Origin of the sequence: Aeoliella straminimaris (genome assembly GCF_024054565.1) — a bacterium.
GTDB classification, from domain to species: Bacteria; Planctomycetota; Planctomycetia; order Pirellulales; family Lacipirellulaceae; genus Aeoliella; species Aeoliella straminimaris.
The window spans coordinates 298,389-315,092 of sequence record NZ_JAMXLR010000055.1 but is presented as its reverse complement, the minus strand read 5'-3'; the positions used below and the strand labels follow the sequence as shown (position 1 = coordinate 315,092).

Annotated in this window: 14 protein-coding genes; 4 read left to right on the top strand and 10 right to left on the bottom strand. The window is 62.4% G+C overall.

Going from position 1 to position 16,704, the window contains the following annotated elements:
• The first annotated feature begins 63 nt into the window (after positions 1 to 63).
• Both NG895_RS16495 and aroF read left to right on the top strand, forming a co-directional pair.
• Positions 64 to 1,155 carry a 3-isopropylmalate dehydrogenase gene (locus NG895_RS16495; RefSeq protein WP_252853625.1) on the top strand — a complete coding sequence of 364 codons (1,092 nt, stop codon included), beginning with the start codon at positions 64 to 66 and terminating at the stop codon, positions 1,153 to 1,155.
• A 300-nt stretch (positions 1,156 to 1,455) separates the two neighbouring features.
• Positions 1,456 to 2,472, top strand: a complete 1,017-nt coding sequence (gene aroF / locus NG895_RS16490) for a 3-deoxy-7-phosphoheptulonate synthase (RefSeq protein ID WP_252853624.1) — start codon at positions 1,456 to 1,458, stop codon at positions 2,470 to 2,472.
• 112 nt (positions 2,473 to 2,584) lie between these two features.
• Here the strand turns inward: aroF and NG895_RS16485 are convergent, their stop codons facing one another.
• Both NG895_RS16485 and NG895_RS16480 read right to left on the bottom strand, forming a co-directional pair.
• Entirely contained in the window at positions 2,585 to 4,609 is a 2,025-nt protein-coding gene (locus NG895_RS16485; protein WP_252853623.1) for a hypothetical protein, read from the bottom strand.
• Between the two features lie 179 nt (positions 4,610 to 4,788).
• Positions 4,789 to 6,390 carry a hypothetical protein gene (locus NG895_RS16480; protein WP_252853622.1) on the bottom strand — a complete coding sequence of 534 codons (1,602 nt, stop codon included), beginning with the start codon at positions 6,388 to 6,390 and terminating at the stop codon, positions 4,789 to 4,791.
• A gap of 95 nt (positions 6,391 to 6,485) precedes the next feature.
• On the opposite strand from NG895_RS16480, the gene NG895_RS16475 reads away from it, so the two are divergent.
• Together NG895_RS16475 and NG895_RS16470 are read left to right on the top strand one after the other, a co-directional pair.
• The gene (locus NG895_RS16475) at positions 6,486 to 7,724 is read left to right on the top strand and encodes a Glu/Leu/Phe/Val family dehydrogenase (RefSeq protein WP_252853621.1); all 1,239 of its coding nucleotides are present in this window, start codon (positions 6,486 to 6,488) and stop codon (positions 7,722 to 7,724) included.
• A gap of 220 nt (positions 7,725 to 7,944) precedes the next feature.
• Entirely contained in the window at positions 7,945 to 9,456 is a 1,512-nt protein-coding gene (locus NG895_RS16470; protein WP_252853620.1) for an esterase-like activity of phytase family protein, read from the top strand.
• Here NG895_RS16470 and NG895_RS16465 read toward each other — a convergent pair.
• The 8 genes from NG895_RS16465 to NG895_RS16430 form a co-directional block, all read right to left on the bottom strand.
• Complete coding sequence (locus NG895_RS16465) at positions 9,342 to 9,962, bottom strand: C40 family peptidase (RefSeq protein WP_252853619.1); 621 nt, start codon at positions 9,960 to 9,962, stop codon at positions 9,342 to 9,344. The genes NG895_RS16470 and NG895_RS16465 overlap by 115 nt on opposite strands.
• A 53-nt stretch (positions 9,963 to 10,015) precedes the next feature.
• Positions 10,016 to 10,522 carry a DUF420 domain-containing protein gene (locus NG895_RS16460; RefSeq protein ID WP_252853618.1) on the bottom strand — a complete coding sequence of 169 codons (507 nt, stop codon included), beginning with the start codon at positions 10,520 to 10,522 and terminating at the stop codon, positions 10,016 to 10,018.
• 1 nt (position 10,523) lies between these two features.
• A complete protein-coding gene (locus NG895_RS16455) occupies positions 10,524 to 11,321 on the bottom strand; it encodes an ABC transporter permease (RefSeq protein ID WP_252853617.1) in 798 nt (265 codons plus the stop codon).
• Between the two features lie 140 nt (positions 11,322 to 11,461).
• Positions 11,462 to 12,400 carry an ABC transporter ATP-binding protein gene (locus tag NG895_RS16450; protein ID WP_252853616.1) on the bottom strand — a complete coding sequence of 313 codons (939 nt, stop codon included), beginning with the start codon at positions 12,398 to 12,400 and terminating at the stop codon, positions 11,462 to 11,464.
• A gap of 69 nt (positions 12,401 to 12,469) precedes the next feature.
• Positions 12,470 to 13,393 carry a heme o synthase gene (cyoE, locus tag NG895_RS16445; RefSeq protein WP_252853615.1) on the bottom strand — a complete coding sequence of 308 codons (924 nt, stop codon included), beginning with the start codon at positions 13,391 to 13,393 and terminating at the stop codon, positions 12,470 to 12,472.
• A complete protein-coding gene (locus NG895_RS16440; RefSeq protein ID WP_252853614.1) occupies positions 13,390 to 14,436 on the bottom strand; it encodes a COX15/CtaA family protein in 1,047 nt (348 codons plus the stop codon). The genes cyoE and NG895_RS16440 overlap by 4 nt, the downstream gene beginning before the upstream one ends.
• Before the next feature lie 90 nt (positions 14,437 to 14,526).
• On the bottom strand, positions 14,527 to 15,816 hold the full coding sequence (locus tag NG895_RS16435; protein WP_252853613.1) for a c-type cytochrome: 1,290 nt from the start codon (positions 15,814 to 15,816) through the stop codon (positions 14,527 to 14,529).
• A gap of 1 nt (position 15,817) precedes the next feature.
• Positions 15,818 to 16,603, bottom strand: coding sequence for a cupredoxin domain-containing protein (locus NG895_RS16430; RefSeq protein ID WP_252853612.1), 786 nt, complete (start codon positions 16,601 to 16,603; stop codon positions 15,818 to 15,820).
• Positions 16,604 to 16,704 lie beyond the last annotated feature (101 nt).

The following is a 16,704-nucleotide window of genomic DNA, read 5'->3' as shown; positions in this document are numbered from 1 at the left end:
TTGGCCTGATAAACTACCAGCTTGCTCTCTCTGTTCCATTGACCCCAAAGTGTCCTGAATACGATGTCCGATTCGCTGAAGATCGCAATCATCGGTGGCGATGGTATTGGTCCCGAAGTGGTGGGGGCCGCCATGAATGTGCTCGAAGCCGCAGCGCCGGCTAGCGGTTGCAAGTACGAGTCGACCGAGTTTCCCTTCTCGGCTACCCATTTCCTCGAGACAGGGCACGTGCTGGAAGATGTCGACATTGCCGAACTGCGTAAGTTCGACGCCATCTTCCTGGGGGCGGTGGGTGGTCTGCCTAACGATCCCCGACTCGCGGGCGGCGTGATCGAGAAGGGCATTCTGCTGAAGTTGCGATTCGAACTCGATCAATACATCAATCTGCGGCCGGTCACGCTCTACCCTGGCATCGAGACACCGCTGGCTGGCAAGACTTCCAAGGACATCGATTTCATTTGTGTCCGCGAAAATACCGAGGACCTGTACTGCGGCGTCGGTGGCTTCGTTCGCAAAGGCACTCCGCAGGAAGTGAGCAACCAGACCATGGTCGCGACGCGGTTTGGCGCCGAACGCTGCATTCGTTACGCCTTCGAACTGGCCAAGACACGCCAGCGGAAGCAGCTTACCCTGGTGCACAAGACCAACGTGCTGACGTTTGCAGGCGATACCTGGTTCCGTACGTTCCAGGACGTGGCCAGCGACTACCCCGAAGTAACCACCGACTACCATCACGTCGACGCGTGCTGCATGTACATGGTGGCCAAGCCCGAGGTGTACGACGTGATCGTGGTGCCGAACATGTTTGGCGACATCATCACCGACCTGGGCGCGGCGATCGCCGGTGGGATGGGCATCGCCTCGAGTGGCAACCTCAACCCCGATGGCACCGCGCCCAGCATGTTCGAGCCGGTGCATGGCTCCGCGCCGGACATCGCGGGCCAGAATCTGGCCAATCCGATCGCCACGATCGACTCGCTGGGGCTTTTGCTCCGCGAAACCGGTCGCATCAAGGGCGACCAGGCCGCCGTGACCTGCGGCGAGCGGGTTGGCGCAGCGGTGAAAGCCGTAACGCCAAAATTTGCCGGCAAGAGCCTCGACCGCTCGGGCTACGGCACCGACAAAATTGGCCAAATGGTCATCGATTCGCTCTAACGTTTTACGCCTCGACAAGTCGCGTGGCTCCCCCGCCGTGGTGCTCCATATTCTTCACTGGAAATCCCTTGCGTCGGGCGTCGAAAGCGACGATACTAACTGCCATGGCAAACAAGTTTTGGTATTACTTTTGGTTTAGCTTTACTCGCCCGGGTTCCGGGGCCGGAGGTTGTGCCTGATTGCCTTGCCAAACTAGCACCAAATGACCAAAGCCCTGAGAACCCCTGGTTCTCAGGGCTTTTTTCGTTTGGCGCGTTGCTGTTTCCCGATTCTCACTCCCCCTAACCCCCAACTCCTCCCATGATCATCGTAATGAAGCGGAACGCGACCGAAGCGGAGATTGAACACATGATTTCAGAAGTGGAAAGTGCAGGCCTGAAACCGACAACCCTGCGGGGCACCGAGCGAACCGTGATCGCCGCGATTGGCGACGAACGAAAAGCAGGCGACCTGCGGAAACTGGAAAGCTCGCCAGGTGTCGACAACGTGATGCCGGTACTGGCGCCTTACAAGCTGGCAAGCATCGAAACCCAACCCGAGCGATCGGAGGTCCGCTCCGGTTCGCTGTCCGTGGGGGGCAAGCACATCGGCATGATGGCCGGGCCCTGTTCGGTGGAAAACGAAGAGCAGATCGTGGCGACGGCCCGGGCCGTGAAGGCTGCCGGGGCCACTGCCCTGCGTGGTGGTGCCTTCAAGCCGCGGACCAGTCCCTACAGTTTCCAGGGGCTGAAGGAAGAAGGGCTGAAGATGTTGGCCGCTGCCCGCGACGAAACGGGCCTGGCCGTGGTAACCGAAGTGGTCTCGCCCGAAGACGTCGAACTGGTGAGTGAGTACGCCGAAGTGCTGCAGATCGGGGCTCGCAATATGCAGAACTACCGCCTGTTGGAAGCCTGTGGTAAGAGCCATCGCGCGGTGCTGCTGAAGCGCGGCCCGAGTGCGACAATTGATGAACTATTGCTGGCGGCTGAGTACATCCTGGATGGCGGTAACCCCAACGTGATGCTGTGCGAGCGCGGCATTCGTACCTATGAAGCCCATACGCGGTTCACGCTGCCGCTGGCCTCGGTGCCCTACCTGCAGGCGAAGACCCACCTGCCCGTGGTGATCGACCCGAGTCACGGTACCGGGCATGCCGCGTTGGTTCCGGCCATGGCCAAGGCGGCGATTGCGGCTGGGGCCGATGGTGTGATTGTGGAGGTGCATCCCGAGCCCGAGCATGCCATGAGCGATGGTTTCCAAACGCTGAATTGCGAGGCGTTCGCCCAGATGATGGCCGAGTGCCGCCGCGTGGCCGAGGCGGTGGACCGTACGCTGTAACTTTAAAGTATCAATCAGCAGACGTTGGGTGGCTGGGGACGAGTTCCGCGAGCCCTCAGTACTCAACTTAGCTGGGGGCTCGTTGCACTCGACCCCAGGCACTTTGCGAGTATTACTTTAGCGCCGCTTGATGGACGTACCGGTTGCCGTAGACGAGGACGAACTTGCCGGAAGGGTCGGCCTGAAGCACGAACTGCTGCAGGCGTTGTGGCTCGACCGTCGATTCGATGCGCTCGCGGAGTTTGTCGGCGTCGGCACCAGGATAGAACTCGACCCAGGACGAGTTGTTGGCGGCGTCCACCGTGGTGAGTTGCAGCGTCGAGCCATCAGTTGGTGTCCACGCCATGTCGAGCGGCGTCAGGCAGGTGTCCAGAGCCTGGCTGAAGGCCACGTTGTCCACCGAGCCAGCCATGGTGGCCAGTGGGCGGAGGTCGTTGTCGGCCAGGCGCTGCCAATCGGCCACCATCGTCAGGCCGCTGGTTTCGTGCCAGTAGTCGAACACGTCGGCCAGCGGTGTCCAGTCGACGAAGGCGAACGTGGTTGGGCGGGCGAGCTGCTTTTTCATGGTCGCCAGCCGCGGTTCGATGGACAGCAGCGACTTCGGGTACCTGCTCCTGGTGGGCAAGCCTCTCGCCATCCGCAGGCGTTCGATGAACTTCAAAATGTCGTAGTGCACGCCAAGTTGCTGGTGGATCTTGAACGCTGCTCCATCAACAGCGAGCTTCGCATCGGCTTGCTGCCACGATTCCGGGGAGACGACTCGCTGAAGGAGGTCGCCTAGGGCGCCAGCTTCTTCGGCACTACTCACAAGGTCGGATACATCGTACTGAGGTGAACCGACGGGGTGCCACTTGTCAGTGCCGGCCCTGACAAGCACCAAGCCTTGCGGAGTGGTTTCGGCTCGCAGATGGGCCGCTTTGGCCAGTCCGGTCGCCAATTGCCGGACCGTGGCATTTTCTTCGGCCAGCGACACCTTGTGCATCGCGGTGACGCCCGCCATTTGCAGATGGGCCGGCCGGACGGTGATTGGCGCGCCGGAAAGCTGCTCGAGTTCGCGTAGCGCGACCACCAGCGGGGTGTTTCTCCAGGTGACGCCCGGCAGCTTCATTTCCAACCGCGAAGCGAGCTCGCCGGCGGCCAGGGGTTCGGCGTACGACGGGCCGCGACTGGCCGTGCCCGGCTCGAAGCGGATGTTCTTCTGCTCGGGCAGGTCGACTTCGAGCTCCTCGGTGTCATCGGCTTCTTCAGGCCCGAACTCGATGGGCGCCTCGGCCGTTACGTTGGTATCGACATCGGGAATCAGCAGCAGGTCGAGATTTGCCGAGTCGATGGCCAGCGGATCGAGTGGGTCGAGATTCACTTTCTTGGGCGGCGACCCTGCTTCGGCGGGCTCGGCGGCTGGCTGGTCATCGACTGGTGGCAGATCGGGCAAGGGTTCAAACGCCGGCGGCTCTACCTCAGGTGTTTCGTCAGCCGGCTCGACCGCTGGCGTTTCATCGGGTTGGTTCTCTGGTTCGATCGCCGGTTTGTTCACGGCGACCTGTTCGCCCGACGGCTCCGCGGGGGTGGGCTCCGTCTCGCCTCCAGGAGGTGTCGACTCGGTGCGGCTTGCGACCTGGGGAGCCTGCGGTTGCTCGTCGCCACGCGACCACCAGGCGGCGGCCAACAGGCCGAGAGCGAAGAAGGCTGCGCTACCGGCGATGCTCCACACCCAAAAGGCGGTGCGGCTGGGACCGCTACCGGCCACCACGGCGTCGGACGGTATGGCAGGTTCAGTGGCCGCTGCATCGGCAGGCGGCTCGGCCGCAGTTGCAGCTTCGGTGGGTGGCTGGGTGGCCTCGGCTGCTGTAACTTCGGCAGCTGGCGGCGAGACCGGCTCCTCAGCTGGAGCGGGTGGCTGCAGCAGGTCGTCGATCTCGGTGGCGAAATCCGAGGGGGCGATGGTCCCATCGCTTGGGGGAGCCGCCTCGGCTGCTTTGGGAGGCACCATCGGAGGCGGACTGGCAGCCGCGGCCGGCACCGCGACCAGCACCATGCTCTCGCATTTTGGGCAAGCATGGATCTGCCCCACGATGGCCTTGTCGCGAACCTTGAGCTTCGCGCCGCAAGTCTCGCAAACTACGGAAAAAGGCTGCATCGGTGGAGCATCGGGTGAAAGGCGGTCGCGGCGATCTGGATATTTGTCTACGGCGGCAATTCGTGATCAGGTCGCTCGATTATTCCAGCTTACCACACAGTTTGCGCCGCGCGAGCCATACAATCGGAACAGCCGGGCAGAATCGCTGCGGCGGCTGCCCAAACCGGGTGCAAGCGTGCCTAGTTGATGAACACCGCAGGCAAACGGTCGCCCCGTTTCGCGGCTTGGGCTCTGGTGGTGACCAATATGGCGGGCCTGCCAGTCTGGGGGTGTGGGCCAATCACGTACACCAGCTTCTGCTTGGCGTCGGCCGGACCAGTAGCGGTCTTATCGGGATTCGCCAGTCGCAGGATCTCCACCAGAATGTCGCCTGCTGGCTTGTTCTGCTGGTCCAGGCCGAAAGATTGGTTCTTGGTAATGCCATCGAGCTGCAAATCGCCTCCCATCAGCACGATGTCGACGCCAATGTCCTCGCCCAACAGGTTGACGGCCGTTTCCAGCGTGTCGCGAGCAAAGCTCAGGCTGGTCGGTTTGGCCAGCGCTTCTTCAATGGTTAGGGTCTTCGCGGCTGGCGTCGCCGTGGCGGCCACCGAGCTTCCGCCGGCAGCAAGTTCGGCCAGCAGCAGTTCGCTGGCCATCAGCAAGTTGTGTCCAGCAGCGGGGGGCAAATAGACTCTGAGTAGCGCCTGGTCGTCCTCCACTCCCACCCGCTCGAAGCGATTCAGCACCCGCAGCATGGCCGGCAGTCGAGCCACGACCGCTGCACTGTGGGGCGAGGCGGGCACGCTGGCAATGATGCGCTCAACGCTTGCCGGCCAGGTGGCCACCTTGTCGGCAAATCGCTCGCCGAACGCCTGGGGACGTTGATCGATGGTGGCCGACAATCGGACCTCGGCAAAGAAGTCGTCGCCCGCGTGCAGGCTAAGCGCCGCGCAGCGAGTCGAGTCGGGCAGCATGGCGAACAGCAGGTCCCGCACGCCGGCAAGCGAGCCTTGCCACATCGCCTTACCGTCGTCGAACAGGAATGCGGGGGTGGCCAAAATGGTAACGTGTCGGTCGGCATCGGTGGCGTCGACCAGCGACTCCACCTCGCGCCGCAGGGGCGGGGCCCAGCCTTCCAGGTCCTTCACTTCCTGCAACACGGCGGGCGCCGCAAAGACGTAGTCGTTGCCACCGTCCATGGCATGGTAGCCGCGGCCGCGGGGCGTCACGCCGGCTCTGGGGGTGACGACCAGCGTGGTCTCGATGGCCGACTGCGAACTGGGGCGAACCCCCACCAACAGCCGCTCGATGTCTGGCAAGGCAATGCCACAGGTTTGTTCCACGTGCTGTCGGGCCAACTCGCCCCGCGGGCCGAGCGCGGCGAGCCACTTCGCGCCATCGTCGGACGCTAGCAACTCGGCCGGCCGAAGGACGACGAACATCTCGCAACCGGGCGGCAATCCCACCAGGTCAATTGGCTGGCCATCGGTCGGCGAGGCCCACATGGTCTGGCCGTCGTCTTCCACCAGGTTCGAGTCGGGCGCCGCATCGGGCTGCTCGACCTGTGGTGGCTTGGTGGGGGCCGGTTTGGCGGATGGTTGGCGATCCGCAGCATTTTCGGCCACGGGCGGCACAGGAGGCTCTTTGGGCCGCAAGGCGGTGATGAGTATCAACACCACAAACAGCAAGCATCCCGCCACCGCGCCGCCGATCACCAGCTTGGTGGTGTTGTTCTTCCGTCGCGTGGCGTGTCGCTCCGCCACGGAGGTCTTGCGGGGTTTGATATCGAAGTCTGACATAGAAACTGGACAACCGAATCGGATAGGATGGTTACCTTCAGCTTACGACAAACCCGGGCTCCGGCAAACGGGCTCGGTGCAGCCAAGGAACGACCATGAAAGCATTCGAGGCGGTTCAACACTATTTCAACTCTGCGGCAGATGTGCTGGGACTCTCTGACGAATTACGGACGCTTCTCGCGACACCCGAGCGGGAAATCACCGTACAACTCCCCGTCGAAATGGACGACGGCCGGTTGGTGTCGCTTATTGGCTACCGGGTGCAGCACAACCGCGTGCGGGGGCCGATGAAGGGAGGCCTGCGCTATCACCATGAAGTGGATCTCGACGAGGTCCGCAGCCTCGCTTCGCTGATGACCTGGAAGACGGCCGTAGTGAACATCCCCTTCGGCGGGGCCAAAGGTGGCGTAACGGTCGACAGCCGCGCGATCAGTTCGCGCGAGAAAGAACGCATTACTCGCAAGTTCGTCGACGAGATCCACGAACTGATTGGTCCCGACAAGGACATTCCCGCGCCCGACATGGGAACCGATCACGAGGTCATGGCGTGGTTCGTCAATCAGTACAACAAGTACGAGGGGTTCAACCCGGCTGTGGTGACCGGCAAGCCGGTCGAGGCCTATGGCATCCCTGGTCGCGAAGAAGCCACTGGGCGAGGGGTCGGCATTCTGACCATCAAGTCGCTGGGGCGTCTGGGGTACAAAGTGCCCGGTGCCACGATCGCCGTGCAGGGATTTGGTAACGTCGGTTCGCACGCGGCCAAGTTTCTGTCCGAGGCCGAGTGCAAGGTGGTGGCCGTCAGCGACCTGTCGGGCGGATACTACAACCCCGAAGGTTTGGACATCATGCAGGTGGTCCGCTACTCCCGCGAGCATGGCAATTCGCTGGCCGGCTTCCCCGGGGCCAAGGCCATCACGAACGACGATCTGCTGGAGCTGGATGTGGTGGTGCTCATTCCGGCGGCCCTGGGTGGTGTGATCACCACCGAAAACGCCGACCGCATTCGAGCCAAGCTCATCGTCGAAGCGGCCAACATGCCGGTGCGTCCCGATGCGGACGACCTGCTGGCCGCGCGCGACATCACCATCTTGCCGGATGTGCTTGCCAATGCCGGCGGCGTGACGGTCAGCTACTTCGAGTGGGCCCAGAATCGGCAGTTCTACCAGTGGAATTTGAATCGCGTGCGGGGCGAACTCGACCACATGCTGTCGACCGCCTTCGAGCAGGTGTGGGACCTGGCCGTGGAGCATAAAGTCACTCTCCGTACGGCCGCCTATATGGTCGGCATCCAACGTGTGGCCCTCGCGGCCAAGCTCGCCGGACTGACATCGTAGCGGTCGAGCACTTGCAGCGACGAATTCCGAGTTTCTCCGCCCGTGGTATAGGAATTTGACACGCACGTGAGGAGAATGGGGTTGCGGCAAGTTTCGCCCTCCCCTGCCCTGTTGGCCGTTTTGTGCTTGTCCTGCCAGTGGGTTTTGTCGCACACCTGGGGGTTTTGCCGCACCTGCGAAGTACCGAGCGCAACAACTCCTGCCAATGCCGAGCCGCCCTGTGTCGCAAACCACTGTCAACGAACGACTTGCGACGATCGTTGGGGCGGCAGTCGGCAGAATAAAGTCGCACCCAATCGTTTTCTGGGTACGTTGCGACATTTGCCGCCGCGCAGCGTGGCTGGCGAGCGTGCTGGTGGCGGCTTGCGGTTCCGCGGGCACCGCCCAGGCGGTTTGGACGCTCGTGCCGCGAGGATCGGTAGTGCTCGACACGGCGCAAGTCGTCGGTGTGGCGGAAATGAGCGGCGTTACCTACCTGGGCTCTGCGGATGGAGTGCACCAATTTGCCGCGGTGCAGGACGATGGCGGTCAATTGGTTCGTTTCACAGCCGGGTTCGATACGAATGGCGCCATCCAGTCAGCCGTAGGTACCAGCACGCTCGCGTTCGGCGCGAACCTCGACTTCGAAGGCATCGCCTACACGAATCCAACTCGCCAAAGCGTGTTCGTCAGCGCGGAAAACACGCCGACCATCTACGAGTACAGCCTGGCCGATGGCATGCAGCTGCAGACGGTCGCGCCTCCACCGGCGTTTGACCAACAGCGCAGCAACCGCGGCCTGGAGTCGCTCACTCGCTCGCTGGGTGGCACGCGGATGTGGACCGCCAACGAGGAGGCACTGTCGATCGACGGCCCCCTGGCGACACCAGCGGCGGGCACGACCGTACGACTGCAGCAGTTCGACGTAATGGGCGATGAGCTTGCCGCCACGCGGCAATTTGCCTACGAGGTCGATCCCATTCACTTGGGTACCAACCCCGATCGCAGCGGCGTGGCCGACCTGGTCGAGATGCCCAACGGCGCGCTGCTGGTACTAGAACGCTCGGCCGCCAGCTTCATTCCTCCGTTCGAGAATCGCATCTATGAAGTCGATCTCAGTGGGGCGACCGACACCAGCGCCTCGGAGTTCGACACAGGGCTCGCGGGGCAATCGTACGCGCCGGCTGGCAAATCGCTGCTGTGGTCGGGCCAGGCAGGCGGCGGGTTTGGGCAGAACCTCGAAGGATTGACACTTGGTCCGCAACTGGCGGACGGAAGCTGGGTGCTGGTGGGCGTAGTGGACGATGGCGACTCGTTGAGTACCAACACTGTCGTGGCGTTTCAGGCGATCCCCTCCACGTGCGAACTGACGGGCGACTACAACTGCAGCGGTGTGGTGGATGCCGAGGACTACCAGGTCTGGCGCGACACGTTTGGCTCGACCGAAGTGCTATTCGCCGATGGCAACGGCGAAGGCATGGTCGACATCGCTGACTATCCAGTATGGAGAAACCACCTGGGGGCCAGCGTTTCGTCCAGCACGCTGGGTGCCTCGGTGCCGGAGCCAACCACTGCCGAACTACTTGCGCTGATGATGGCCGCTGCAATTGGGTGGAGCGGGCGGCGTTGTCTTGCAACTCAGGTGGAAACCTCCAGCGGTTCAAACAACTCATCGCTTTCAAACAGCAATTGCGGCTCCACAGCACCGCAGGGGCGTTTCAGCACGCCCACGTCGTGGAACTCTGGCTGCTGACGAAGCACGTAAGCAGCCAATTCGCTGCAGATCCAGGCGTCGTCTTCCTCGCACAGCGATGCGATGGCGTGGTCGGCATCCCCCGAGTACAGCGAATCGACAATGGTCGTCAGTAACGTTTTGCGGGCGACGCTGCTAAAGAGGATCTTGTTATTGAACTCGGCTCCGACCTCTTGTTCGGCACACTGTACGATGCGTTCGGCAAGGTCGGCGTCCAGGCCACGCGGCTTACGAAACACCACATACCGCTCGGGGTTGTCGAAGTACTGTTTGGTGAGGCTCGAGCGGACAACCCCTTTGCCAAACGCGGCTTCGACACAGGAGTCTTCACCGGTGACGATGAAAGCATGGCTGATGGGAATCCCCCGCTGGCGCTGCGAGTAGGTTACCAAGGCAATGCCCCGGGCCATAAAACTCGAAGCGTGATTGAATCCAATCCAGCCTCGATCGTAGTTTTCGCCGTAGACGGGAGTCTGCGATTCGAACACGATTTTGTGCTGGTCCATGTCGCCGTCCGCTGGAGTTGAGATTAGTGCCGCGTCCTGTTACTGATGATGTTCTAACCGGGAGGGTAGAGATGGTACAGCATCGCATACACCACCACGCCAGTCACCGACACATAGAGCCAGATGGGAAATGTGATGCGTGCCCAGCGGCGGTGCTTCGCGCGGGCCCGGCTCATGAATGCTTGTTTGGCCGTGTCCGAGTCGCCGGCGAGCGTAATGGGGAGCCACTCGCCATGGGCCCACAGCCCGAACACGATGGAAGTGATCGCCAGCGGCGGCACGGAAATGGCGAGTACAATGTGAGACAACAGGATCGCCAGGTATACGACCTTCGCGACCCCCTCGCCACTGAACGGTGTCTGCAGTTGCAGCATGATGTGATAGTACAAATAGCAGCCCAGGAACACGATCGACACGACGAATGCCGAGAGCATGACCCGCTTGTGGGCTGTCTCTTTGTGCCGCTTGATCAGCAGCAGTCCCACGATCAGCAGCACCGTGGCCAGCGAGTTAAGCGAGGCGTTAACGTGGACCAGCGGATGGGCAGCGAGTGGCAGCATCTTATTTGAGGTCGCCCTGGGTTCGTGTTTCAACAACGCGCGTCGACAGCGCCAGCATCACCAAGGCGAACGCGATCGTGACGCCCCACGACAATCCGAGGCCCGGCAGCCAGCCATTGTCGATGGTCTTTCCGTCGTCCAGGTAGTGTCGAAGTCCCGCGACACCATAGGTCAAAGGGTTCACCATCACCAGCCAGCCGATCACGCTATCCGAATGCACCGGGAAGAACGATCCGGAAAGCAGCCACATGGGAAACAACAGCACGCTCATCATGGCGTGGTAGCCTTGGCTCGAGTCGGTCCGCCAGGCGAGATAGAAGCCGAGTCCCGTCAGGGCAATGGCGATTACCATCATCATCGCCAGGGCGGCCAGCACTCCAGCGACGGGTGGGCGGATTTCGGAAATCGTGGCCCAACCCAACAGCAGGAATAACAGCGCCTGCAGCCAGGCGATGATTGCCCCGCCGGTAACCTTTCCCACAACCATCGCCCACCGCGGCACAGGCGACACAAGCACGCCTTGCAGGAAACCTTCGTTGCGGTCTTCGATGATGCTGATGGTGGTAAAGATGGCGGTGAACAGCAGGATCATCGCCAGGATGCCGGGAAATTGGTAGGCGTAACCGAGATCGACCGCTTTGAATCCCTCGCTGAACATCAGCCAGAAGATGATCGGCTGACCAAGCGCGCCAAACACCCGAGTGCGCTGGCGGAAGAACCGCACCAGTTCGCGCCACGCCAGCGTAGCGATGGCGGGTAGCACTGGCACGGAGCGAGTTTCGAGCGTGGTGGAGGACATAGGGGCAGGCGGTGGAAGGGGCGGAATTGGCGTGCGGACGTTGTGTCCTCACTCGCGATAGCCCGAGTCGCAAGACTTCGGACGGTCTGGTCGTTCGGTCAGAACTCTTGCGAGTCCTGCTAAGTCAATGTCTGGCGGGCTCAACTTTCATGCGTATCACTAAAGAACTGATGGCCCGTACGCGCAATGAACACATCTTCGAGCGTTGGCTTGCCGAGCGTCACGGCGTCGATCTGGTCGCCAAATGCCTCGACTAGTTGCGGTATGAGTTGATGGCCATTGGGGTGTTCGAGCCGCACGGTGCCGTCGACCACCGCGGGAGTGAAGTCGAACCGGCTGGCGATTTGATCGGCAAGCGTTTGGGCGTCGGTGGTGCGGAGCGTGATGGTGTCGCCCCCCAGCGAGGCTTGCAGGGCCAGCGGCGTATCGAGGGCCACCAACTCGCCTTGGTGCATGATACCCAGACGGTCAGCGCGCTCGGCTTCTTCCAGCAGATGGGTGGTGAGCAAGATGGTGACGCCTTCGTCGGCCAGTGTGGCAAAGTACCGCCAGATGTCGCTGCGTGCACCAGGGTCGAGTCCCGTGGCCGGTTCGTCGAGCACCAGCACCTTCGGGTCGTGCAGCATGGACTGGGCGAGTTCCACACGTCGCCGCTGACCGCCGGAAAGCGTCTCGACGGAGGCCGTGAGCTTGTCGGACAGGCCGAGTCGCTCGATCATGGTGGTAGCCTTCTGCTTGAGCGTGCCGCCAGCCAGGCCATACAACCGCCCATGGTGCAACAAGTTCTCCAGCACCGTGAGCTTCTTGTCGATGCTGGGCGACTGGAACACGACGCCCAGGTAACCGCGGACCGCCGCAGGGTGCTGGCGAAGGCTGGTGCCGAGAACATCGATCTCGCCTTCCTGCAGCGGCACCAGCGTCGAGATCAGCCGAAACAGCGTGGTCTTGCCACTGCCGTTGGGGCCCAGCAGGGCGAATACCTCGCCCGGGGCCACGTCGAACGAGACGCCGCGAACCGCTTCGTGCTCGCCGTATCGGAAGCGAACGTCGCGAATCGAAAGAGCGGGCGCAATGGGCATGAATCGATAAACCGGGGCGGAACGTGGACGATCGGGGAAGTTAACACTGTAACTGCCAGCAGGGCGAAATTAAACGGCCACCAACAGCAGACCCAAAATCCACAGTGGCAAGTACAGCAAGCTGGCTCGCAATAGCGTCCGGGAGGTGGCATCGCCGGGCGAGCGGGCGAAGGCGACCGACGCCCAAATGTAGACCACCGACAGCAGTACGGCCCACCCCAGGTACAAGGCCGCCAGCAGCGTGGAGGATGCGAGCCAGGCAGGAATCAGGCTTACCGGCAACAGCAGCAGCGAGCCCACGATGGCTTCGATGCCGGCGCGGCGGCCGGTGGGGTCGACAGTGGTGCTCATGACGTAGCCCGCCCGCTGGTAGTCATCCCGACACCGCCAGGCGATGGCCATGAAGTGCGGATACTGCCACAAGTACAGCACGCCAAACAGCGAAAGCGCCGAGAGACCAAATTCGCCACCCGCGGCCACCCAGCCCATGACGATGGGCAGCGAACCACTCGCGGCGCCGACGGCCGTGTTCAACGTGGAACGGGTCTTCAGCGGCGTGTAAATCACCACGTACAGAATCCAGCACCCAATACCGAGCAACAACGTCGGCACCCCGGGCCCGGCGGCCAACAGCAACGCACCTGCCACCAAAAGGACGCTGCCAAACACCAATGCCTCGGTAGGACGCAGCCGCTGGGCAGGAAGTGGCCGATTCGCGGTGCGATTCATCAACGCGTCGAGGTGGCGCTCGAGCCACATGTTCAGCGTGCTGGCGCTTCCGGCCACCAGTCCGGTGCCCAGGCACGTGGCGAACAATACCCAGCCCGACCAGTCGGCAGCCGCGGCCAGATAGAACCCCATGGCGATGGTGATGAGTTCCATGGCCACGATGCGCGGCTTGGTCAGCTCCCAGTAGTCGGCCATTCGCGCCGTCCAACCGGTCCGCTCAGGGGCCAAGGTGGTTGCCGAGGTGGTGGTCGTCGAGGTGCTCATCCGGTGGCAACTCCCTTGGAAAACGATTCGGTTTCAGTGTTAACAATCGAAGCGGGGGCATATCGCCAGGCGAGCATGGTTGCCACGACGAGAGATGCCAGGAGGGCGGAACCAACCGCCTGATGCGCTGTGACGATGTGGGCTTGCCACCACCCGTCGGCCAGCACCGACTGTGAGGAGGGCGAGTACATACCTCGTGCCCAGACCGGTACGCCGTATTTGCTAATCCAGGTGGCCACGCCCAGGGAAATCTGCAGCAGCACCACGGCGATTATAGACCAGCCAGTGCATCGAACCCCCGTTGGCGCGGCGGATGCCACACACATTCGTGCAACCACCAACGTGAGCATGAGTACCACGGTGGCCAGCACCAGGTGAACCTTCACCACGCTTTCGAATGAGTAGGGCGACACGGTGACCGGCATGTGGCGAAGCATCGCCCCCACCACCATCTGCACGTAAACCAGGATGCCTGTCGCCGCGGCCAGGGGTGCCAGTCGGGCCAGGCCCTGTTGGTCCACCTTGCGAGCGGTGAGCCACGACCGCGAAGTCCACACAACCATGGCCACGGTGAGCACAAAGAACAGCGGTCCCACCGAACCATGCACCATGGCCAGCAAGCGTTCGTCGAGCACCACGCGCAAACCGCCCAGCACACCTTGGGCGATTACCGCCACCAGGGCCACTACGCCAACGGTCTTCATCCAGGGGCGCGATTCGTATTTATAAAGCATCACCAGTAGGACGATGGTCACCAGGCCCGACAGCGAAGCGAGCAGGCGATGGCCATGCTCGACGAACAAGTCCCAGGGGCCGAACAGCCAGGTGGTCCACGGGTAGAGAAACAGATTGTAGCCGTAGGTGCCGGGCCAATCGGGCACGGCCATGCCGCTCTTGGTGGTGGTTACCAGGCCGCCAAGCCACAGCAGCGGAAAGGTGATAGCGCACAGCAGCCAGGCCACCCAGCGGGTCCAGCGCGCAGAGGCTGGCTCGGCATTAGGAGAGCGTTGGGCGTTTCGGCGGTGGCGTTTCGACTTCGACATGGGCAAACTTAGTAGTATAAGGACACCCTCCGGGCGGACATAAGTGGTCAAATTGTCGCACCCCCTGTTGGGGCACTGCCAACGGGGCCATCAGTCCGAGTTGTGCAAAAAACTGCGTACGTAGTCGACTAATTGCCAGATTTCCTGCTCGCTGAGCGCTCCCTCGACCCCTGGTCGCGGGCTCCCCTGTCCTGGCATGGGCGTACCAGCAACCCCCTGGTGGATGCGACGGAACAAGTCGATGGACCGGTCGCCGCCCCGGAAAACGCCGTCGGCAAGCTCTCGCGGTCGCGCCAGTTGCGGCGCAAGCAACTCCTCGGACACCTGTCCACGCTGTTTTAGACGCCGGCTCTCGGAGGTGAGACGCTCGCGGGCCGACTTTGCCAGACTGGAATCCAGGCCCGGCAGATTCTCCCTATCTCGCGCAATCTGCGCGGCCAGCGTGGCCGACCGTTGGCGGAAGTCGAATACCGCTTGGTTCCAATCGTCGTAATCCTTCACCACGATGCTGCGCGCGTCGGCCCCGTGGCAGTCGGTGCACTTGGCCCGCGGCGAAAGGAACAACTGTCGCCCCGCCTCGATGGATTCGGCCATCTGGGCGTCGGTGCGCTCGTCGGCCGGCATAGTCTGAGGGTCGGGCTCGACGATCTGCTCGGTGGGTGATTGCCAACTTTGCACGATGCTGGCCACCACGTCGTCGACCATGGCCTGATCGTCCTCGTCCTCAGCCGGTACGAACGGTTCGTCGGTGGTTCCTGCCGCTGGATCGAAGTCCAATTCGTCGGCAACCGTGGCTATGAGCTCGCGCTCCACCTGCCCGCGGATGGCCAGGTAGCGAACGTACTCGACCAACGCGTCGAGTTGCTCGGGGGCAAGAAGTCCAAACGATGGCATGGCGGTGCCGGACACGCCGCGCTGCAGCACTCCCAGCAGGTCGTCGTCGGTGGGCTTGCTGGCCAGCCGGGTCGACTTCCACTTGAACACGCCAGGCCGAAAGTCGCGCGGGTAGGGTTCCAGCACGGCCGCCGCGGGGCCTCGCCCGTCGCCGGTGATGCCGTGACAACTGGCGCAGTGCTGCCGGTAGAGACCGCGTTGCTGATACTCGTGCCCGTATTCGTCTTTCTCGTAGCCGGCCTGCCCGGCCGCCATCTGCAGGAGTTCGACGTCGAGATCCACGCCCTCTGGCACGCGTGGGTCGTCAGGCGTGCCAAACAGCTCGGTGAGTTCCTGCGTGATTTGTTGCTGGTGCTCGTCGACCAGTTGCGCCTCGATCATGGCCATGCGGTTGGGAGCGAACTGCGGCGCGCGGTTATTGCATCCGGCTGTCGCAAGTACCAGCAACATGCTCCCAGAGAGCCAGTAGAAACAGGTGGATCGCATCCTATTCGCTCTCGACGGCCATCGTCCGACTGTCGACCTTGATGGTCCCCAGGTCGGTCTTATCGCCCGGCTTGATGGTTACCTTCAGCCGACCTCGGCGGTCGAGTTCGGCTGAGGACGACTTGCCGGTTTTCAAGTAGCCAGGACGCTCGTGCCAGAACTGGAACTCGTGCTCGCCGGCCGGCAAGTTCTTGATTTCGAAGGTGCCGTCCTCGCCGCTGATGGCCATGTAGGGATCGTCTCGCACAACAATCCAGCCCTGCATGAAGGGATGAATGCTGCAGGAGATGGGCCGCGGCAGTCGCTGCGCTTTGTCGAACTCCAGTTTCTGGTCGCCCTCGGCGGAGAGCATGAAATTGAACGATTCGTCCCCCAACTCGGCTTTGACGCTGTGCCCTACCGGATCGGTGTTCTTCAGCAGCAGGGGCTGGCCGACACGAACCGTCACCACCCGCGGCTCGAATGCACAACCTTTATTGTCCAACTCTACCGGTTCGTCTGCCGACTTTTGATAATCGGGATGCACGGCTAGTTCTTCGCCCCGCTCGGGACGAAGATACACTACGACGTTGGCGATGCCCTGCGACTTGTCGAGCACCAGGCTCTGATCTTTCGGCTCCGCCTGGCAGCAGAACTCGTCCTTGCCCAGGTCGAGCTTGGGGGCTTCGGGCGGTGTTCCTTCCAGCACCAGTTTGCCGCGCAGAGTGCCCCACCCATCCTCCGCGGGGGCAGGCGTCGCGATCAGCGACCAGCACGTCACGGCTAGTAGCAATCCGAACATTCGCATGGTGGATTCCTCTGGTGAAAGGGGAAAAAACTCTATGGTTAGCCTATCCAAAGCCATGGCGAATGACCACCCGCGACGAATCGTCGCAGCGGTTGCCGACT

Excerpts from the sequence above, each read along its gene's own strand:
- NG895_RS16495 (WP_252853625.1), top strand. The coding sequence starts at position 64 with ATGTCCGATTCGCTGAAGATCGCAATCATCGGTGGCGATGGTATTGGT.
- aroF (WP_252853624.1), top strand. The coding sequence starts at position 1,456 with ATGATCATCGTAATGAAGCGGAACGCGACCGAAGCGGAGATTGAACAC.
- NG895_RS16485 (WP_252853623.1), bottom strand. The coding sequence starts at position 4,609 with ATGCAGCCTTTTTCCGTAGTTTGCGAGACTTGCGGCGCGAAGCTCAAG.
- NG895_RS16480 (WP_252853622.1), bottom strand. The coding sequence starts at position 6,390 with ATGTCAGACTTCGATATCAAACCCCGCAAGACCTCCGTGGCGGAGCGA.
- NG895_RS16475 (WP_252853621.1), top strand. The coding sequence starts at position 6,486 with ATGAAAGCATTCGAGGCGGTTCAACACTATTTCAACTCTGCGGCAGAT.
- NG895_RS16465 (WP_252853619.1), bottom strand. The coding sequence starts at position 9,962 with ATGGACCAGCACAAAATCGTGTTCGAATCGCAGACTCCCGTCTACGGC.
- NG895_RS16460 (WP_252853618.1), bottom strand. The coding sequence starts at position 10,522 with ATGCTGCCACTCGCTGCCCATCCGCTGGTCCACGTTAACGCCTCGCTT.
- NG895_RS16455 (WP_252853617.1), bottom strand. The coding sequence starts at position 11,321 with ATGTCCTCCACCACGCTCGAAACTCGCTCCGTGCCAGTGCTACCCGCC.
- NG895_RS16450 (WP_252853616.1), bottom strand. The coding sequence starts at position 12,400 with ATGCCCATTGCGCCCGCTCTTTCGATTCGCGACGTTCGCTTCCGATAC.
- cyoE (WP_252853615.1), bottom strand. The coding sequence starts at position 13,393 with ATGAGCACCTCGACGACCACCACCTCGGCAACCACCTTGGCCCCTGAG.
- NG895_RS16440 (WP_252853614.1), bottom strand. The coding sequence starts at position 14,436 with ATGTCGAAGTCGAAACGCCACCGCCGAAACGCCCAACGCTCTCCTAAT.
- NG895_RS16435 (WP_252853613.1), bottom strand. The coding sequence starts at position 15,816 with ATGCGATCCACCTGTTTCTACTGGCTCTCTGGGAGCATGTTGCTGGTA.
- NG895_RS16430 (WP_252853612.1), bottom strand. The coding sequence starts at position 16,603 with ATGCGAATGTTCGGATTGCTACTAGCCGTGACGTGCTGGTCGCTGATC.